We start from the raw sequence: 17482 nt of genomic DNA, 5'->3' as shown, positions 1-17482 counted from the left end.
CACGCTTATCGCCTGACCGACAGGACGCGGGCTCCGTTCACCACGTCCTGCCGCATGCTTACGGCTGTCCCGCTTGCCCCGCCTTGCCCAGCGATTCCGCCATCCGCACCAGCTTGACGAATTCGGCGCGGTAACCCTCGGTATCGGCGCCGCGCGCCGCGTTGGCCAGCTCGGCGATGTCGGCCAGCGGATAATCGGCGACGTGCTGTTCGCCGCGCAGGCGCTGGCCGAAGGCGGCGACGGCGACGGCGAAGCGCTGGTCGAATGGCACCGCGTCCAGCGTCGAACGCGCCGCCTTCGCCAGCACGGGACGCTCGACCAGGCGGCTCTTTGCCTCTCCCGGCAGCTTGTAGCGCACCCGGACGAAACACAGCTCACCGTTCCTGGCGCCGGCCGTCGCCTTCTTGCCCTCGCCATAGCGCAGCGGGTCGGTCAGCGTGCCGGCCGCCGCCGCGGGCGTGATCTCGTAGATCGCGGTGACGGTGTGCCCGGCGCCCATGTCGCCGGCGTCGACCTTGTCGTCCTTGAAGTCCTGGCGGTTCAGCATGCGGGTCTCGTAGCCGATCAGGCGGTAGGCGGCCACCTGGCCGGGATTGAACTCGACCTGCATCTTGACGTCGTTCGCGATCGGGAACATGGTCGAGCCCAGTTCCTGCTGCAGGGCCTTGCGCGCCTCCAGCAGCGAGTCGATGTAGGCCGTGTTGCCGTTGCCCGACTGGGTCAGGCGCTGGATCAGGGCATCGTTCAGGTTGCCGCTGCCGACGCCGAAGACCGATAGGTAGACGCCGCTCTTGCGTTTACCGGCGACGAACTGCTCGAGCTGGCGCGGGTCCGTGATGCCGACGTTGAAGTCACCGTCGGTCGCCAGGATGACGCGGTTCACCGCCTTGGCATCGAAGTGGCGCTCGGCCAGCGCATAGGCGCGCTCCAGGCCCGCGCCGCCGGCCGTCCCGCCGCCCGCGCCCAGGGCGTCGATGGCGGCGACGATCTTGTCCTTGTCCTTGCCCGTGGTGGGTTCGAGCGCCACCGCGGTGCCGCTGGCATAGGTGATGATGGCGACCCGGTCCTGTGGGCGCAGCTGCTCGGCGAACAGGCGGAAGCCCTGCTTGAGCAGGGGCAGGCGGTCCTGCGGTCCCATCGAACCCGACACGTCCACCAGCAGCACCACGTTCATCGGCGGGCGTGTGTCGGCATCCAGGTCGAACCCGCGCACGGCGATGTGCAGCAATTGGTTCCCGGCTTTCCACGGGCTCGGCATCACCTCGGTCGTCACCGCGAACGGTTGCGCGCGGCTCGCCGGGCGGGCGTACTGGTAGGGGAAGTAATTCACCATCTCCTCGACCCGTACCGCCGCCGGCGGCGGCATGCGGCCGGCGCCCAGCTGGCGCCGCACATAGGCGTAGGACGCCGTGTCGACGTCGGAACTGAAGGTGGAAACGGGCTGGTCCTCGACCAGCACCACCCCGTTGGCCGCCTTGTCGGGGAACTTGTTCATGTCCAGCGTGAAGCCCGGGAGGGGCATCACCGAATAATTCGGGACGCCCGCGATCGGCGCGTAGCTGTGGAAGGACTGGATCGTGGAACCGGTCACCATGACCCGCTGCTGCGCCCGATGTGCCAGCGGCGGCGCCGGCGGCGCAGGCGGAGGCGGGGCAACCGCAATCGCCGCGACAGCCGCGACCGGCTGCGCGGGCGTTAGCGCAGCGACGGGTGCAGGGTCCGGCGCCGTACTGCACGCAGCCAGCAGGAGGGAAACAGCCGCCAGGGCAGGTAGCGTGCCGGGGAACCGATTCATGACATCACCTTGTAGGAGTTATTCTTCGTACAAGGTGCTACAGTAACATTGGTAATGCAACGGCAGTTACATGTTGTAAACGTTTATTCCATGCACATCGAGCAGCCTCAGCGCGGCAGGATCGAGAACTGCGGCCCTTTGCCGTAATCGGGCTTGATGCTGCGCGCCATGAACAGCGCCCAGGCCTTGCGCCCGGCCTCGCCGCCCGCGCCCGCCGCATAGGCCAGGGCAGGCTGCATGTTCGACGGGAAGCCGGTGGCCACCGCCGAATAGCCGCCCATGTCGCCCGGCTTGCGTTTGGTGGCGGCGGCAAGCTGGTCGCTGCCGCAGGGCAGGGCGGCGGCCTCGGGACCGACGGTGGCGCTGTAGGCCTGTGCGAAGTTGTCGAAGATTGGCGCCGTCGGTCCGCTGCGCACCGTATAGGTATAGTTGGCCGCCGTCATCCAGCAGGCGCCGGCGTCGACCATGCGCCCGATCGGGAAGCGCGCCTTGTACTTCAGCAGGGCTTCGGCCTCCTTGAAGCCGAGTTCGGCCACATGGCCCACGCTGGCGGTGAAGAAGTCGTCCTGCCAGGGCGCCACGCTGGTCTTGCCCCTGTAGACGACGGCCGGGCCGTTGACGATGATGCCGAGCTTGTTGGCGGCCGGGTTGGCGCTGTACTCGGCGTTGTACCAGTCGAGGTTACTGTCGAGGATGGTCGTCAGGTGGCGCTTGAGCGGATGGCCGTCCGGCGTAATGTAGGCAGCCTGCCCCAGGGTGCGCAGGCCCCAGGCCTGGCCGCGCACCTGGTGTGGCGCCAGCAGGCCGCGGATGTTCTTGCGGTAGCCCGGGTTCGAGGAAAACACGTTGTACATTGCCCAGAACTGCAGCTCTTCCAGGTAGTAATGGTCGCCCGTGACGAGGTAGGGCAGGTAGACGAAGCCCGGCTGGTGCGCGACGTCCGGGATGTTGGGCGTCTTGCACAGCTCTTTCGGGCAGGGCGGGAAGGCTTCCTGCTTGCCGGTCTTCGGGTTGCGGGTGTCGGTGCGCTGGCCGAGCAGGGTCATGTACGGATAGTCGATCAGGCTGATGGGCAGGCCGGTGCGCTTGTCGCGGTAGTGGATCGGCCAGCTGCCGGCCAAGTTGGCCGTGCCCAGCGTGATCTCCTTGGCGCGCGCGTCCATGCTGAGCAGGTACATGGTGGCCCAGCCCGGCAGCAGGCCGATGTCGGGACGTCCGCCCGTCGTCGGCATCGCGCGCGCCGCGACGCCCACCCCCATCGGCTCGGATGCGGGGCCGTTCCATTTCGCGCTCAGCTCCGACAAGGCCGCGCCCGATACCGGGACCGAGCGGTCGTAGTTCGGCACGGCGCGCGTTGCGATCAGGTAGCCCGGATCGTGACGCAGGTGCAGCGCCGGCGCCTCGCCAGTCCAGGCCAGCGTGCGCCAGCGCGCATGGTGCCAGTGGGTGAAGCCCTGCTTCGCATAGACCTGCCTGCCGCCCACCGAGAGTTCGACGTCATACGTGATGTTACGCGGGTCGGGTTCATACGCCCAGTTGTTCTCGACCACGACGTCGACCCGCGCCTTCTTCGCTGCGCCATACCAGCGCACCGCGAAGCGCGCCGCCAGGTGCGGGTGTTCGGCGCCCTTCGCATTGCGCAGCGGGCTTGCCACCTGCAGCTCGGTCACGACCGGGCCATGCAGCCACACCTGCGCCTTCTGGGCCCGGTTCTGCGCCATGAACAGCGCATCGCTCGAAGCGGTATAGCGCTCGCCGTCGACCGTGATGCTGACCTGTGCGTCGACGTCCTGGCCCGGTTTGGCCGGCCCCGCGTCCTCCGCTTTTTTCGGCGCCTTCACCAGCGCGATGCCGACGTCCTTGCCCGCCAGCCGCGGCAGCAGGGTCGACAGCACCGCATGGCGCACCGAGCCGTCGGGATGCGAGGCCTTGACGTCCATCTGCAGCGGCAGCAGCGTGCCGTCGGCCAGCTTGGCCGCCAGCGCCGTGCCGCGCGCGACGTCGCCCGGAGCGAACACCTGGCCGAAGGTCACGGGCACCTTCGATTGCTCGCCGCGCCCCGTGCTCTCGACTACGACGCCGGTGATGCCGCCGGACGGAATCGCGAAGGCGTTCCTGGCCGGCGGCCGGTCGTCGTCCGGCGCAGGCCGGGACGCGCGCTTGCGCGGCGCGTCGTCATCGTCGTCGTCGTTCGTCTTGCGCGGCTTCGACCTTGCCTCGGCCGGCTCCCTGGCGGCAGGCTCCTGCGGCTGCGGGCCGTGGCGCTCGGTCAGCACGCGGCTCGAATCGATCTTGCCCGTGGTGGGCAGGCCGACGAAGCCGGGATCGTCGCCGGCGGTTTTCCGGTCCTGCGCCTGCACGTTGGCGGCGGCGAGGGCGATCAGCGAGAGAAGGAGGGGAGTGCGGATGAAAGCTGGGTGCATGCGGTCGATCGGTAATGAATACGGTTGAGTGCACAGTAAAACAAAAAGCGCCCCGAAGGGCGCTCGCTTGACTGTCCGTCTTACTGTTTCAGGGTACGCTCGAACAGCTTGTAGATCCGGCGGTACTGGTCGAACCAGCTTTCCGGCTGGGTGTAGGCGTGGCGTTCGAGCGGGTAGCTGGCCAGTTCCCAGTTATCCTTTTTCAGCTCGATCAGGCGCTGCGCCATGCGTACCGAGTCCTGGTAGAACACGTTGTCGTCGACCATGCCGTGCGCGATCAGGAGGTGCCCCTGCAGCTTGTCAGCGTATTCGATCGGCGACGAGATTTTATAGGCCTGCGGGTCGATGTCCGGCGTGTTCAGGATGTTGGCGGTGTACTCGTGGTTGTAGCTGGTCCAGTCGGTCACCGGACGCAGGGCCGCGCCCGACTTGAACATCTCCGGCGCGCGCATCAGCGCCATGAAGGTCATGAAGCCGCCGTAGCTGCCGCCGTAGATACCGACGTTGGCGGCGTCGCCCTGGTGGTTCGCCACCATGTACTTCACGCCGTCCTGGTAGTCGACCAGTTCCGGGTGGCCCATCTGGCGGTAGATGGCGGTGCGCCAGTTGCGGCCATAGCCCTTCGAGGCGCGGTAGTCCATGTCGAGCACGACGTAGCCCTTCTCGACCAGCAGGTTGTGGAACATCTGCTCGCGGAAGTAGACCGGGAAGCGCTTGGTCGTGTTCTGCAGGTAGCCGGCGCCGTGGACGAACATCACGACCGGGTATTTTTTACCCGGCTCCATCTTCGCCGGACGGTACAGCTTGGACCACACCGGGTCGCCGCCGTCGCTCGAGGGCACGGCCACGTACTCGGGCTGGATCCAGGTGCGCGCCTTGTACTCAAGCGTGCGGGTGTCCGTCAGCTTCGCAACGGCGCCGCCGCCGACGGCGACGGTGGCCAGCTGGGCCGGCATGTAGCTGCTCGAGTAGTGCACCAGCAGCTTGCGCTCGTCCGGCGACAACACGAAGCGTTCGACGCCTTCCAGGCCGGTCACCTCGCGGGTGGCGCCGTCCTTCGCGTTCACCGCGCACACTTCATAGGTGCCTGGGTTCTTGCGGTTGCAGAGCAGGTAGGCGGTGGAGCCGTCGAAGCTCCACTGCACGTCGCCGGCTTCCCACTTGCCGCTGGTGAGGGCGCGCGCCTGGCCGTTGGCGTCCTGCGCGTACAGGTGGGCGTAGCCGCTTTCTTCCGACAGGTACCACAGTGTGCGGTTGTCCGGCAGCCAGCCGAACTCGCTGTTGTCGTAGTTGACCCAGGCTTCGTCGCTGACGCGGTGCGCCGGCTTCAGCTTGGCCGCGGCCAGGTCGATGGTGGCGATCCAGCGGTCCTTGTTGTCGACGGCGCGCAGCATCACGGCGGCCTGCTTGCCGTCCGTGGTCCAGCGCACGGCATCGAGGCGGTCGGCGATGCGCAGCGGGCGGTTGCCCTTCAACGGCGCCTGCTTGGCCGCGGCGCGCAGCTGCGCCAGCGGGTCGACGGCGATGCCGGGCAGGTTGTCGAACGGGACGTCCTGCACCTTGCCGGTCGCCAGGTCGATCAGCTTGAGCGCATGCGGGGCCGGGTTGTTGCGGCCGACGCGGGTGCGCTCCTCGTCCGTCTCTTCGTAGCCCGATTCGGTCACGTAGCGCGGCATCTTGCTGGCGCGGCCCTTCTCGCCGCCCTTGGCGGCGGTGACCACGGCCAGCCAGCGTCCGTCGGGAGACAGGGCGCTGCCTTCGATGGTGAGCTTGTCGCCCAGGTAGACCGGGGCCGGTGCGCGGGTCGGGTCGGCACGGCGTTCTTCTTCGGTACGGGCACGCGCCGCGTCGCGGTCGTCTTTGGCGCGCTTGAGCGTGGAGAACAGGCGCAGCTGCATGTCGCGCAGCGCGTCCGCTTCGGGCGCGGCCGGGTCTTTCGCGGCGCGCGGCAGCGCGAGGGGCGACTGCAGCCGGCTGTTGCGGTCCCAGCTGAACCAGTCGTGGCCGACGCGGAACTGCACGGCGCGCTCGTCGCTCGAGAATTGCGCGGACTCCGCCTTTACGCCGCGCGTGACCTGGACCAGGGCGCCGCTTTTCAGGTCGCGCTCGAACAGGTCGCCATTGCGCACCAGGATGGCGCGCGTGTGCTTGCGGTCATAGACCACGAAGGGGCTGTCGAGCTTTGTCAGTTCGGCGTCCGCTACTTTGCGTGGTCCGCCTTTGGTGGCGACGAACGTGTCGCGCAGCTGCGAGCCGGTGCGCTTCTGCTTGAAGTAGACGTCTTTACCGTTCCAGCCCCACCATGCCTGTTCGACGGGATTGCCGATCCAGTCCGGGTGGGCCATGGCCTGGTCGAGGGTAATCGGGGTAGGGGCCGCCGCCGCGGGCAGCGAGGCCAGCGCAGTCAGGACGCCGAGGAAAGTCAGGGCAGGAAGTCGCATCGTGGTATCTGTTGGTGAAAGGGATAGCTTTCTGGCTAGAAAAAATGCGAATGCATTCTAGCTCAGCCATCATGCCGCGGGGGTATTTACACGGCAATAAACTTGGGCTGGGCAAGGGCCGGTTCACGCGTGGCCCGCTTCTTGCATTGCCAGCTGTATGCATCCAACCGACCCACCACGCACCCTGCGCATCGTCGTCATCGACAACGGCGGTCCGCATGCGGACGACGCCGACCAGGCCCGGCGCGGCGCGGCGCTGCGGGCCGGGCTGCTCGAGTCGGGCCACGACATCGTCGCCTCGCTGCCGCCGGACATCCACCTGCCCGAGCGCATCGCCCAGCTGCAGCCGGACCTGATCATCATCGACAGCGAATCGGACGCCCGGGACGTGCTGGAGCACATCGTGATCGCTACCCGCGATGCGCGCCGGCCCATCGTGCTCTTCACCGAGGACGACCGCGCGGCGAGCATGGAGGCGGCGGTCGAGGCGGGGGTGTCGGCCTATATCGTGGCCGGGCTGCGCGCCGAACGCGTGCGGCCGGTGCTTGAGGTCGCGCTGGCGCGCTTCCGGCGCGAACAGAAGCTGCTCGGCGAGCTGGCCGACACGCGCCAGAAGCTCCTCGAGCGCAAGGTGCTCGACCGCGCCAAGGGCCTGCTGATGGCGCGCTACCGGCTCAGCGAGGAGGAAGCCTACGGACGCCTGCGCAGCATGGCGATGAACAAGAACCTGAGACTGGCCGAGATCGCGCAGCGCATCCTCGACGTCGAGGATTTGCTGGGCTAGGCCCGGCGGGGGGGAGGAAGACATGGCAGGGATCGAAGGCGTGCAGGGGCCCTACGCGGCGGGATCGGATCGTCCGGAAAAGACGGCGCTGCGGATCGGCTTCATGCCGCTTGCCGATTGCGCGCCGCTGGTGATGGCCTCCGTGCTCGGCTTCGACGAACACTACGGCCTGCGCCTGGTGCTGGAAAAGCAGCATTCCTGGTCGGCCATGCGCGACGGCCTGACCAGCGGCAAGCTCGATGCCGCGCAGGCGCTCTACGGACTGCTCTACGGCCTGCAGATGGGCGTCGGTAGCGCGCCGCGCGACATGGCGGTGCTGATGAACCTGAATCAGAACGGCCAGGCGATCGTGCTGTCGCGGGCGCTGGCGGCCGCCGGCGTCAAGGATGGCGCGACCCTGGCCGCGCTGATGCGCAACGAGCCGCGCCGCTACACCTTCGCCCACACCTTCCCGACCGGGAACCATGCGATGTGGCTGTGCTACTGGCTGGCCGCCGCCGGCATCGACCCGGTGCGCAACGCCGCCCTGGTCACGGTGCCGCCGGCGCAGATGGCAGCCAACCTGGAGGCCGGCCACATGGACGGCTTCTGCGCCGGCGAGCCCTGGAGCCGGCGCGCCGTGGTCGAGGCCAGCGGCGTGCTGGCGGCGCACAGCGGCGAAGTCTGGCCCGATCACCCGGGCAAGGCCCTCGGCGCCCGCGCCGACTTCGTGGCGCGCCACCCGCACACCTGCCGCGCGCTGGTAGCCTGCCTGCTCGAGGCGGCGCGCTGGCTCGACGCCTCGCCCACCAACCGCGAGGTCGCCGCCGAAGTGCTCGCCAGCCCCGCCTGGACCAACACGCGCACCGACCTGCTGCGCGGCTGCCTGCTGCCGCAGCGCACCGGGGTACCAGACCTGCGCTTCTTCGGCGACGGCGAGGCGACCTTCCCCTGGCTGTCGGACGGCATGTGGTTCCTGACCCAGCAGCGGCGCTGGGGGCTGCTGCGCGAGGATCCGGATTACCTCGCCGTGGCGCGTGGCGTGAACCAGGTCGGCCTGTACCGCGAAGCGGCCGCGCTGGTGGGCGTGGAGGCGCCTTCGAGGCTCATGCGCAGCAGCAGGCTGATGGACGGGAAGGTGTGGGATGGGAGCGATCCGGCGGGGTATGCGGCGGCGTTTGCGATTCACAAGCGCGACACGCACACCCAGGAAGCGTAGGGTGGGCGGGTTCCCCGCTCACGCGTTCAACTGATGCGCGCGTCTTCCATATTTTTTACATGACGTGGTCGCGCACGTACTGGTTGAACGCGTGAGCGGCAGAGCCGCGCGGTGAACCCGTGGTTGAGGCCCCCGGCCTCAATCACCCCTACGGGTCACGCTCGAACGCCGCCGGACCATCGCAGTGCGCAAATCCGCATCATTTCCGCGCATGGTGCACCGCAATAGAGCGTACTGCCAGCACTTCCACAGCATGCGCCCCGCATCCTCGCTGGCACACCTCTTGCACTTATCCCCATCAGGATCAACGGCGATCCCTTCACATTTTGCCGGCCCAATGACGGGCCGGCGCCCGGACAACGGCGTCCGCTTCCCTGGCAGGCAAGCCCTGGGACGCGGACGCCTTTTTGTTTTCGATACCGAGGGATGACATGGCCAGCAAAGCAAGCAGCATCGAGCTCCTGAATTTCCACACCCCGCAGATGCGGGCCTTCCACCTGACCTGGGTCGCCTTTTTCGTCTGCTTCTTCGCCTGGTTCGCCTGCGCGCCGCTGATGCCGGTGATCAAAGGCGAATTCGGGCTGTCGGTGGCGCAGATCGCCAACATCAACATCGCGGCGGTCGCCATCACGATCCTGGTGCGCCTGGTCGTCGGCCCGCTGTGCGACCGCTACGGCCCACGCAAGACCTATACCGGCCTGCTGGCCCTGGGCGCGATTCCCGTGCTGGGCGTCGCCTTTGCGCAGAGCTACGAAAGCTTCCTGCTGTTCCGCCTCGGGATCGGCGCGGTCGGCGCCAGCTTCGTCATCACCCAGTACCACACCTCGGTGATGTTCGCGCCGAAAGTCGTCGGCACGGCCAACGCCACCGTGGCCGGCTGGGGCAACAGCGGCGGCGGGGCGGCGCAGGCGGTCATGCCGCTGCTGCTCGGCGCGCTGGTGATGGCGGGCGTCAGCGAAACCCTTGGCTGGCGCGTCGCGCTGGTGGTGCCGGGCGTGGCGATGCTGGTCATGGCCGTCGTCTACTGGCGCTACACCCAGGACTGCCCGGCCGGTAACTTCAGCGAGCTGCGCGCGGCCGGCATCGCCTTCGAGGGCGGCGGCAAGGGGGGCTGGGCCAGCTTCAAGGCTGCCTGCCGCAACCACCGCGCCTGGCTGCTGTTCGTCACCTACGGCGCCTGCTTCGGCATCGAAATCTTCATCCACAACATCGCCGCCGTCTACTACGTTGAGCACTACGGCCTGTCGCTCGGCGCGGCCGGCATGGCGGCGGCCAGCTTCGGCCTGCTGGCCCTGTTCGCCCGTGCCCTCGGCGGCTGGCTGTCGGACCGCTGCGCCGCGCGAGGTGACCTCAACAGCCGCGTCACCGTGCTGTTCGTGCTGATGATCGGAGAAGGCCTGGGCCTGCTGTGGTTCGCGAATGCCGACGGCGTCGCCTTTGCGCTGGTTGCCATGCTGTGCTTCGGCCTCTTCACCCACATGGCCTGCGGCGCCACCTATGCGCTGGTGCCATTTGTTGCGCCGACCGCGCTCGGCGGCGTGGCGGGCATCGTCGGCGCCGGCGGCAACGTCGGCGCGGTGGCGGCCGGGTTCCTCATGAAAGGCACCGGCGACGTGCGCCAGACCCTCGTCATCCTCGGCGGCCTGGTCGTCGTCGCCAGCTTGTGCGCCCTGGGCGCGCGTTTCGGCAGTACCGCCGCCGTCGCTTCTGCAGGTCCAGCTGTAACCCGGGCATAAGGAGAACAACATGCACATCATCGTCATCGGCCACGGCATGGTCGGCCACAAATTCGTCGAGACCCTGGCAGCAGCAGCGCCCCACATCCGCATCACCGTGCTGGGCGAAGAGCCGCGCCCGGCCTACGACCGCGTGCACCTGTCCGAGTTCTTCGCCGGGAAGACGGCGGACGACCTGTCGCTGGTCGCGCCGGGCTTTTTCGAGCGCGCCAACCTGGAGCTGAAGCTCAATGCGAAGGTGGTCGCCATCGACCGCGCCGCCCGCACGGTCGCGCTCGCCGGCGGCGAGGTGCTCGGCTACGACAAGCTGGTGCTGGCCACCGGCTCCGCTCCCTTCGTGCCGCCGGTCCCCGGCCGCGAGCGCGCCGGCTGCTTCGTCTACCGCACCATCAAGGACCTGGAAGCGATGCGGGAATGCGGCGCTGGATCCCGCATCGGCGTCGTGGTCGGCGGCGGCCTGCTGGGCCTGGAATGCGCGAAGGCCTTGCGCGACCTCGGCCTGCAGGCGCATGTCGTCGAATTCGCCCCGCGCCTGATGGCGGTGCAGGTCGACGAGCCCGGTGCGCGCGTGCTGCGCGGCCGCATCGAAGAACTCGGCGTCGCGGTCCACACCGGCAAGAACACGCTGGAGATCGTCGACGGCGAGGCGGGCACTCACCGCATGCGCTTCGCCGACGGCAGCCACCTCGACACCGACATGATTGTCTTCTCGGCCGGCATCCGCCCGCGCGACGAGCTGGCGCGCGCCGGCGGCCTCGCGCTCGGCCCGCGCGGCGGCGTCGCGATCGACGACGACTGCCTTAGCTCCGACCCCCACATCTATGCGGTGGGCGAGTGCGCGGCCTGGCGCGGCCAGTTGTTCGGCCTGGTGGCGCCGGGCTACGACATGGCCCGCACCGCCGCCCGCCACGTGCTCGGCGCACCGGGCGGTTTCGCGGGCGCGGACCTGAGCACCAAGCTGAAACTGATGGGCGTCGACGTGGCCAGCATCGGCGACGCCCACGGCGCCACCGAGGGCAGCCGCAGCGTGCAGTACCTCGACGAGCGGCGCCAGACGTATAAAAAGCTGGTAGTGAGCGACTGCGGCAAGCGCCTGCTGGGCGCGGTGCTGGTGGGCGACGCGGCCGAATACGGCACGCTGCTGCAGATGGCGCTGAACGGCATCGAATTGCCGGAAGCGCCGGAAAGTTTGATCCTGCCGCAGTCCTCAGGCACACCGAAGCAGGGCCTGGGCGTGGCCGCGCTGCCGGATGCGGCCCAGATCTGTTCCTGCAACGACGTCTCGAAAGGCAGCCTGTGCGCGGCGGTGCGGGATGGCGCGACCAGCATCGGCGCGCTGAAGAAATGCACCGGCGCCGGCACCGCTTGCGGCGGCTGCGTGCCGCTGGTGACGCAGGTGCTGAACGCCGAGCTGGCGCAGCAGGGCGTGACGGTCAGCCGCGCGCTGTGCGAGCACTTCCCGCACTCGCGCCAGGAGCTGCACCACCTGGTGCGGGTCGGCCGCATCCGCAGTTTCGGAGAGCTGCTGGCGCGCCACGGCACGGGCCTCGGCTGCGACGTCTGCAAGCCGGTCGCCGCCAACATCCTGGCCTCGACCTGGAACGATTTCGTCCTGAAGCCGGAACACGCCAGCCTGCAGGATTCGAACGACTACTTCCTCGGGAACATCCAGAAGGACGGCACCTATTCGGTGGTGCCGCGCATGCCCGGCGGCGAGGTGACGGCCGACGGCCTGATCGCGGTCGGCATGATCGCGAAAAAATATGGCCTGTACACCAAGATCACCGGCGGCCAGCGCGTCGACCTGTTCGGCGCCCGGGTCGACCAGCTGCCGCCGATCTGGGAAGAGCTGATCGCGGCCGGCTTCGAATCCGGCCATGCCTACGGCAAGTCGCTGCGCACGGTGAAGTCCTGCGTCGGCTCGACCTGGTGCCGTTACGGCGTGGGCGACAGCGCCGGCTTTGCGATCGCGCTGGAGAACCGCTACAAGGGCCTGCGCACACCCCATAAAGTGAAGTTCGGCGTGTCGGGCTGCACCCGCGAATGCGCCGAGGCGCAGGGCAAGGACGTGGGCCTGATCGCCACCGACAAGGGCTGGAACCTCTATGTGTGCGGCAACGGCGGCATGAAGCCGCGCCACGCGGAACTGATCGCCTCGAACCTGGACCAGGCGAGCGTAGTGAAGCTGGTCGACCGCTTCCTGATGTTCTACGTGCGCACCGCCGACCGCCTGCAGCGCACCAGCACCTGGCGCGAGCACCTCGAGGGCGGGCTGGACTACCTGAAGCAGGTCGTGGTCGACGACAAGCTGGGCATCGGCGCCGAACTCGAAGCCGACATGCAGGCGGTGGTCGACAGCTATGCCTGCGAATGGAAGAACGCGGTCGAGGACCCGGAAGTGCGCAAGCGTTTCCGCCACTTCGTCAACAGCCCGGCGCAGGACGACAACGTCGTCTTCATGCCGGAGCGCGGCCAGGTGCGCCCGGCAACCATCGAAGAACGCCGCCGCACGATCCCGATCGCGGCCATCAACTGAAGGAGCCCGCCATGCACCGAGACATACAGCTGAACAACTGGAACGCCGTCTGCGCGGTCGACGAGATCGTCCCCGATACCGGCGTCTGCGCCTTGTTGAATGGGCGCCAGGTGGCCGTTTTCCGCGTCGGCGACGAGCGCCTGTTCGCCATCGATAACTACGACCCGAACGCCAACGCGGCCGTGCTCTCGCGCGGTCTGGTCGGCAGCCTGGGCGAGCGCATCGTCGTCGCTTCGCCGATCTACAAGCACCATTTCGACCTGCAGACCGGCGAATGCCTGGAAGCGCCCGCGCACTCGGTAGCGAGCTTTCCGGTGCGGGTCGAGGATGGCACCGTATGGGTGGCCGCATGAAACCGCAGTTGGTCGTGGTCGGCAACGGCATGGCCGGCATGCGCACGGTCGAGGAGCTGCTGAAACTCGCGCCCGACCTGTACGAGATCACGGTCTTCGGCGCCGAGCCGCACGGGAACTACAACCGCGTGCTGCTTTCTCCGCTGCTGGCCGGCGACAAGAACGTCGACGAGATCATGCTCCATCCGCGCGCCTGGTACGCGGAGCACGGCATCGCGCTGCATGCGGGCGACCCGGTCGTGCACATCGACCGCCGGCGCCGCGTCGTCGTCGCTGCATCTGGCCTGGAGGCGCCCTACGACCGCCTGCTGCTGGCGACCGGCTCGACGCCCTTCATGCTGCCGGTGCCCGGCAACACGCTGCCCGGCGTGGTCGGCTTTCGCGACCTGCACGACGTCGACACCATGCTGGCCGCCGCACGCCGGGGCGGGCTGGCGGTCGTCATCGGCGGCGGCCTGCTCGGGCTGGAGGCGGCGCACGCGCTCATGCGCCGCGGGATGGACGTCACTGTCGTCCACGTGGCCGACAGCCTGATGAACCAGCAGCTCGACCGCGAGGCGGGGCGCCTGCTGAAGGCATCGCTGGAGCGCGCTGGCCTGCGCATCGTGCTCGGCGCCCAGACCAGCGCGATCAGCGGCCAGGGCAAGGCCGAGGCGGTGCAGTTCGCCGACGGCAGCGCGTTGCCGGCCGACCTGGTCGTGATGGCGGCCGGCGTGCGCCCGAACGTGGCGCTCGCGCGCGACGCGGGCCTCTACTGCGAGCGCGCGATCGTCGTCGACGACACGCTGCAGACCTACGACCCGCGCATCTACGCCGTGGGCGAATGCGTCCAGCACCGGCGCGCCACCTTCGGACTGGTGGCGCCGGCATGGGAGCAGGCGCGTGTCTGCGCCGCCCACCTGGCGGGAGCAGGGCACCGCCGCTACGTGCAGGCTGCCCTCGCCACCAAGCTGAAGGTGACCGGCATCGACCTGTATTCGGCCGGCGACATTGCCGGCGGCGCCGGCAGCGAGGAGCTGGTGCTGCGCGACCGCCATGCGGGCGTCTATAAACGCCTCGTGCTCGAGGGCGCGCGCGTCACGGGCGCCGTGCTGGTGGGGGACGTGGGCGATGGCCCCTGGTATTTCGACCTGATCCAGCGCCGCGCCGACGTATCAAACTTCCGCGACCGCCTGCTGTTCGGCCAGGCACTGTGCGCGCCGGTCAATTAAAAAGGAAACACGATGGACATGTCCCTTCCCGTGCACACCGTGCGCACCACCTGTCCATACTGCGGCGTCGGCTGCGGCGTCACCGCCACCGTCAAACCGGGGACGATCCCGATCATCGCCGGCGATGCCCAGCACGCCGCCAACAAAGGCCGCCTGTGCGTAAAAGGCGCGGCGCTCGGCGAAACCCTGGACCTCGACGGCCGCCTGCTGCATCCCATGCTGCGCGAGGACGGCGCCATGCGCCGCGCCGGCTGGGACGAGGCCCTGGAACGCGTCGCCGGCGGCTTCGCTGCCATCATCGCCGAGCACGGGCCGGACGCGGTCGCGCTGTATGTCTCGGGCCAGCTGCTGACCGAGGACTACTACGTCGCCAACAAGTTCATGAAGGGGTATGTCGGCAGCGCCAACATCGACACCAATTCGCGCCTGTGTATGTCGTCGAGCGTGGCCGGCCACAAGCGTGCCTTCGGCGAGGACCTGGTGCCGGGCTGCTACGAGGATTTCGAGGAGGCCGACATGATCGTGCTGGTCGGCTCGAACACGGCCTGGTGCCACCCGACCCTGTTCCAGCGCATCCTGCGCGCCAGGGAAGCGCGTCCGTCGCTCCAGGTCGTGGCGATCGACCCGCGCCGCACCGCGACCTGCGAGCTGGCGGACCTGCACCTGCCGGTGAAGCCGGGCACCGATGTCTGGCTCTTCAACGGGTTGCTCAGTTATTTGGCCCAGCATGGCCACGGCGACGCGGCCTTCGTTGCGGCGCATACCGAAGGGCTGGAGGCGGCGCTCGCGGCCGCCGACGTCGATTGCAGCGACCCGGCCGAGGTGGCGCGTGCCTGCCGTGTCGACCCGGCGGCGCTGCTCGCCTTTTATGAGGCCTTCGCGGCGACCGGGAAGGTGGTCACGGCCTATTCGCAGGGCGTGAACCAGTCCTCCAGCGGCACCGACAAGGTCAATGCGATCATCAACTGCCACCTGTACACGGGGCGCATCGGCCGGCCGGGCATGGGGCCGTTCTCGCTGACCGGCCAGCCGAACGCAATGGGCGGGCGCGAGGTCGGCGGCCTGGCCAACATGCTGGCGGCGCACATGGACCTCGACAATGCCGCTCACCGCGAGGCCGTACGCAGCTTCTGGGACGCGCGGCGCGTCGCTTCGCGCCCCGGCCTGAAGGCGGTCGACCTGTTCCGCGCCGTGGAGGAGGGCACGGTGAAAGCGGTGTGGATCATCGCCACCAATCCGCTGGTCAGCCTGCCCGACGCCGACCAGGTGCGCCGCGCGCTCGACCGGTGCGAACTGGTGGTGGTCAGCGATATCGTGGCGTCCACCGACACGACCCGCCATGCCGACGTGCTGCTGCCAGCCCTGGGCTGGGGAGAGAAGGACGGCACGGTGACGAACTCCGAGCGCTGCATCTCGCGCCAGCGCGCCTTCCTGCCGGCGCCGGGCGAGGCGCGCGCCGACTGGTGGGCGCTGTGCGAGGTCGCGCGGCGCATGGGTTTCGATGGCTTCGATTACGACGGCCCGCACGCGATCTTCGACGAGCACGCGCGCCTGTCCGGCTGGCGCAACGGGGAGGAGGGCGCCGGCCGCCGCGTGTTCGACATGTCGGGAATGGCGGGCATGGACCGGCAGGCCTACGATGCGCTCGAACCGGTCCAGTGGCCGGTCGCGCGCCAAGGCGGGGGAACCGCACGCCTGTTCGCTGACGGACGCTACGCCCATGCGAACGGGCGCGCGCGCTTCGTCGCCACGCCGCCGCGCCTGCCGGTGCACGCGGTCGACGCCGACTACCCGCTGGCCCTGAACACCGGGCGCATGCGCGACCAGTGGCACACCATGACGCGCACCGGCAAGTCGCCGCGCCTGGCGAACCACGCGCCGGAACCGGCGATCGACCTGCACCCGCACGACGCCTTGCTGTGCGGCGTGCGCGAAGGCGAACTGGCGCGCGTTTCCAGCCGCTGGGGCGCGATGGTGGGCCGCGTGACGCATGGCGGCGGCATCGCGCGCGGCAGCGTCTTCGTGCCGATTCACTGGAGCGGCCAGACGGCGTCGGACGCGCGCGTGGGCGCGCTGGTCAACCCGGTGGTCGACCCGGTCTCGGGCGAGCCGGAATTCAAGCACACGCCGGTGCGCATCGAACCCTTCGTCGTCGAGTGGCATGCCTTCGTGCTGAGCCGCGAGGCGCTGGCGCTCGACCGTGTCGCCAACTGGACCCGGATCCAGGGCACGGGCTTCGTGCGCTACGAGATGGGCGGGCGCGGGCCGGCCGACGCAGGCTGGGCGCGCGCCCTGCTCGGGGTAGAGGGCGAGGCCGACTGGATCGACTACGAGGACGGCGGCGCCGGGGTCTATCGCGCTGCGCACCTGGTCGATGGCCGCCTGCAGGCCTGCCTGTTTGTTGCGCGCCGGCCCGAGCTGCCGCCGCGCGACTGGCTGGCCGGCCTGTTCGCCCGCGAATCCCTGGCCGCGCCCGAGCGCGCCACGCTGCTGGCCGGACGGGCGCCGCAGCAGGGACCCGACCCGGGGCCGACGGTGTGCTCCTGCTTCGGCGTCGGGCGCAACACGATCTGCGCGGCGATCCGCAAGGATAGCCTGGAGACGACGGCGCAGGTGACGGCTTGCCTCAAGGCGGGCGGCAATTGCGGCTCCTGCGTGCCGGAGATCGGCAAGCTGCTGGCGCTGGTCCGGGCGGAGGAGGCGGCCGCGCGCTAGCCGCGGCGAGCGGCGCGCTCGAAGCGCCACTTCATGACCAGCACGCTGGACGCCAGCACCAGCGTGATCGCGTTGTTGATCGCGATCGGCCAGGCGCGGATGGCGACGCCGTAGCAGAGCCAGAGGAAGACGCCGAAGCAAAAGGCCGAGTACATGCCCATCGAGATGCCGCTGGCGCTGCGGGTGCGCCAGACGAGCAGGACTTGGGGGATGAAGGCGGCGGTGGTGCAGAAGGCGGCCAGGTAGCCGACCAGGTTGATATCGAATTGCATGGAACCTCTGGAACGAAC

At 69.0% G+C, this 17482-nt stretch carries 11 protein-coding genes; 7 read left to right on the top strand and 4 right to left on the bottom strand.

The features are described 5' to 3' along the window. Positions 1-58: 58 nt before the first annotated feature. From ACWCIA_RS08320 to ACWCIA_RS08310, 3 genes are all read right to left on the bottom strand, one after another. On the bottom strand, positions 59-1594 hold the full coding sequence (locus ACWCIA_RS08320) for a vWA domain-containing protein (RefSeq protein WP_454162262.1): 1536 nt from the start codon (positions 1592-1594) through the stop codon (positions 59-61). Between the two features lie 308 nt (positions 1595-1902). Further along, the gene (locus ACWCIA_RS08315; RefSeq protein WP_454162260.1) at positions 1903-4218 is read right to left on the bottom strand and encodes an RIFT barrel domain-containing protein; all 2316 of its coding nucleotides are present in this window, start codon (positions 4216-4218) and stop codon (positions 1903-1905) included. 80 nt (positions 4219-4298) lie between these two features. Next, positions 4299-6659 (bottom strand): prolyl oligopeptidase family serine peptidase, encoded by a 2361-nt coding sequence (locus ACWCIA_RS08310; protein WP_454162259.1) that lies wholly within the window; start codon positions 6657-6659, stop codon positions 4299-4301. Positions 6660-6816: 157 nt separating this feature from the next. On the opposite strand from ACWCIA_RS08310, the gene ACWCIA_RS08305 reads away from it, so the two are divergent. The 7 genes from ACWCIA_RS08305 to ACWCIA_RS08275 all read left to right on the top strand — a co-directional run bounded on the left by ACWCIA_RS08305 (position 6817) and on the right by ACWCIA_RS08275 (position 17192). Then, complete coding sequence (locus tag ACWCIA_RS08305; RefSeq protein WP_454162257.1) at positions 6817-7443, top strand: ANTAR domain-containing response regulator; 627 nt, start codon at positions 6817-6819, stop codon at positions 7441-7443. A gap of 22 nt (positions 7444-7465) precedes the next feature. After that, entirely contained in the window at positions 7466-8641 is a 1176-nt protein-coding gene (locus ACWCIA_RS08300; protein ID WP_454162255.1) for a CmpA/NrtA family ABC transporter substrate-binding protein, read from the top strand. Between the two features lie 431 nt (positions 8642-9072). After that, complete coding sequence (locus ACWCIA_RS08295; RefSeq protein WP_454162253.1) at positions 9073-10377, top strand: MFS transporter; 1305 nt, start codon at positions 9073-9075, stop codon at positions 10375-10377. Positions 10378-10387: 10 nt separating this feature from the next. Then, entirely contained in the window at positions 10388-12913 is a 2526-nt protein-coding gene (nirB, locus tag ACWCIA_RS08290) for a nitrite reductase large subunit NirB (protein WP_454162251.1), read from the top strand. 11 nt (positions 12914-12924) lie between these two features. Beyond that, on the top strand, positions 12925-13266 hold the full coding sequence (gene nirD / locus ACWCIA_RS08285) for a nitrite reductase small subunit NirD (protein ID WP_454162249.1): 342 nt from the start codon (positions 12925-12927) through the stop codon (positions 13264-13266). Then, on the top strand, positions 13263-14477 hold the full coding sequence (locus ACWCIA_RS08280) for an NAD(P)/FAD-dependent oxidoreductase (RefSeq protein WP_454162247.1): 1215 nt from the start codon (positions 13263-13265) through the stop codon (positions 14475-14477). The genes nirD and ACWCIA_RS08280 overlap by 4 nt, the downstream gene beginning before the upstream one ends. A gap of 12 nt (positions 14478-14489) precedes the next feature. Further along, positions 14490-17192, top strand: coding sequence for a molybdopterin-dependent oxidoreductase (locus ACWCIA_RS08275; RefSeq protein ID WP_454162245.1), 2703 nt, complete (start codon positions 14490-14492; stop codon positions 17190-17192). Here ACWCIA_RS08275 and ACWCIA_RS08270 read toward each other — a convergent pair. Continuing rightward, positions 17189-17464: a SemiSWEET transporter gene (locus ACWCIA_RS08270; protein ID WP_454162243.1), complete on the bottom strand. Its 276-nt coding sequence runs from the start codon at positions 17462-17464 to the stop codon at positions 17189-17191. The genes ACWCIA_RS08275 and ACWCIA_RS08270 overlap by 4 nt on opposite strands. Positions 17465-17482 lie beyond the last annotated feature (18 nt).

The organism is Massilia sp. SYSU DXS3249, assembly GCF_053668055.1.
This window is presented reverse-complemented; position numbering and strand designations above follow the sequence as displayed.

Coding starts and splice junctions, on each gene's coding strand:
- ACWCIA_RS08320 (WP_454162262.1), bottom strand. CDS start 1,594: ATGGTGACCGGTTCCACGATCCAGTCCTTCCACAGCTACGCGCCGATC.
- ACWCIA_RS08315 (WP_454162260.1), bottom strand. CDS start 4,218: ATGCACCCAGCTTTCATCCGCACTCCCCTCCTTCTCTCGCTGATCGCC.
- ACWCIA_RS08310 (WP_454162259.1), bottom strand. CDS start 6,659: ATGCGACTTCCTGCCCTGACTTTCCTCGGCGTCCTGACTGCGCTGGCC.
- ACWCIA_RS08305 (WP_454162257.1), top strand. CDS start 6,817: ATGCATCCAACCGACCCACCACGCACCCTGCGCATCGTCGTCATCGAC.
- ACWCIA_RS08300 (WP_454162255.1), top strand. CDS start 7,466: ATGGCAGGGATCGAAGGCGTGCAGGGGCCCTACGCGGCGGGATCGGAT.
- ACWCIA_RS08295 (WP_454162253.1), top strand. CDS start 9,073: ATGGCCAGCAAAGCAAGCAGCATCGAGCTCCTGAATTTCCACACCCCG.
- nirB (WP_454162251.1), top strand. CDS start 10,388: ATGCACATCATCGTCATCGGCCACGGCATGGTCGGCCACAAATTCGTC.
- nirD (WP_454162249.1), top strand. CDS start 12,925: ATGCACCGAGACATACAGCTGAACAACTGGAACGCCGTCTGCGCGGTC.
- ACWCIA_RS08280 (WP_454162247.1), top strand. CDS start 13,263: ATGAAACCGCAGTTGGTCGTGGTCGGCAACGGCATGGCCGGCATGCGC.
- ACWCIA_RS08275 (WP_454162245.1), top strand. CDS start 14,490: ATGGACATGTCCCTTCCCGTGCACACCGTGCGCACCACCTGTCCATAC.
- ACWCIA_RS08270 (WP_454162243.1), bottom strand. CDS start 17,464: ATGCAATTCGATATCAACCTGGTCGGCTACCTGGCCGCCTTCTGCACC.